This is a genomic window from Candidatus Saganbacteria bacterium, from assembly GCA_026387835.1.
Lineage (GTDB): Bacteria > Margulisbacteria > WOR-1 > JAKLHX01 > JAKLHX01 > JAPLKZ01.
Genome location: JAPLKZ010000001.1, coordinates 21,913 through 23,871 on the forward strand (window position 1 = coordinate 21,913; position 1,959 = coordinate 23,871).

The following is a 1,959-nucleotide window of genomic DNA, read 5'->3' on the forward strand; positions in this document are numbered from 1 at the left end:
CACCGAAGTGAAGGAATCAGTTGATGAATGGCTAAATGGTCATGGGCAGATCGTTAGTGTCATAGGTGAAGCGGGTATTGGTAAGTCAAGATTGGTAAGTGAATTGAAGGCATATCTTGCCAGCAGAGAAGATAAGCAATTCCAATATCTTGAAGGGCGATGTGTTTCCATAGGTCAACCAATCAGCTACCTGCCTTTTATTGATATACTACGGACATATTTCAGTTTGGGTGAAATAGACGATATGACTGATATGGCTCAAAAGGTAGTTGACGGCACAAAGCAGATATTTCCAGACAGTGCGGATGAAGCGCTGCAGTTCTTGGGGCATCTCCTATCAATACAGTTTGGCAATGAAATTGATGATAAACTCAAGTTTGCCACGCCAGAGCAGAAGTTGAGAGATATGTTCTCAGAGATGGCAAAGAAACAGCCATTGATGCTGATACTAGAGGACTTGCATTGGGCAGATGAACTGTCACTTGACCTTGTATCCCACTTGATGGATGGACTATCACATGCGCCGCTGATGATTGTATGCGTATATCGTCCTGAGAGGGATAGTAGGGCAATGAAGCTTGGTGATCAGGCACAGCGTAAGTGCCTTGATAAATACACTGAGATCACGCTAAAGCCGTTATCCAGACTACAAAGTAGGCAGTTAGTTGAGGACCTGCTTGCCATAGATAATCTACCAGAAGCCGTCAGGGACGTGATTTTACAAAAGTCGGAGGGCAATCCGTTCTTCATAGAGGAAGTAATACGATCATTGATAGAGCAGGAATTTGTATATCAGGAGAATGAAAGCTGGAAGGCGAAGGCGGAGATAAAGGATATAAACGTTCCTGACACCATCCAAAGCGTAGTCCTATCACGGGTGGATAGGCTGAAAGAGGAGGCTAGATATGTCCTTCAATGTGCGTCAGTTATAGGTAGATTGTTTAGATACCGCCTTCTTGATCATTTGACACAATACGAGAGTAAGCTGGATAACTACCTGAACGAGTTTGAGGAACGTGATTTAGTCTATGAAGAACGTGCAGTTCCAGAATTGGAGTATGCCTTCAAACATGCCTTCACACAGGAAGCGACCTATCAGGGCATACTTGAGCGAGGTAGAAAGGCGTTTCATAGTCAGGTAGCTTTGGGCATAGAGAAGCTATATCAAGAACGATTGGAAGACTACTATGACGAATTAGCACACCATTACTCAAAGAGTGACAATGCAGGGAAAGCAGTTGAGTATATGCTAAAGGCGGGAGAGAAGGCTAAGCGTAATTATGCTAATGAATCAGCAGATTAATCGTGATGATTGGAAACTGGAAGGATTGAGGGGATTAGGGGAAGTGCTTTTCGGGATAGGGAAAGTCAAAGAAGCTGAGGACTTTTTCGCCAGAGCTATCGCATTGGCAACGACAATGAAGCTTCCACCTCGTCAATTGGCAATACTCTATTATTGGATTTCTGAAGCTTTGGTCTGGCAAAGTAGGTTTGATGATGTAATTGAATATGGGAAAGAAGGTCTGAAGCTACTGGAGAACGATATAGAATGTCTAGGGGCAGTGCTGATGAATTCCACAATTGCTGTAGGACATTGGGGTAAAGGAGAATACAAGGAAGCGTATGAATATACCCACAAAAATATGGAGTTGATAAGTAACATTGACTACTGCCCGGAACTCAGACCTCCATATCTCCATATCATCTATGTAGTTGGATGGCAAGATAACGCTCTTGAATCTGCCTGGGAATGGTCAAAGGAACTTGAAAGTCGTGCTGAAAAATCTGGGGATCAAACAGCATTAGGTGAAGTTTATAATTATCAGCACCTTATATTGAAAGCAAAAGGTGACTATATAAATGCTCTATCATTCTCTCTAAAAAGTCTTAACACCTGCGAAAGTATAGGAGATGATAAACACACAAGCTGGACATATGGAAACTCAGCATCCATAATGT

General features: G+C 42.7%; 2 protein-coding genes. Both read left to right on the forward strand.

What is annotated here, in order from left to right:
- A partial coding sequence (locus NTZ10_00055; protein ID MCX5748631.1) for an AAA family ATPase occupies window positions 1-1,303 on the forward strand: 1,303 nt, incomplete at its 5' end.
- Window positions 1,287-1,959, forward strand: a 673-nt coding sequence (locus NTZ10_00060; GenBank protein ID MCX5748632.1) for a hypothetical protein, incomplete at its 3' end; no start/stop codon positions are given. The genes NTZ10_00055 and NTZ10_00060, both read left to right, overlap by 17 nt.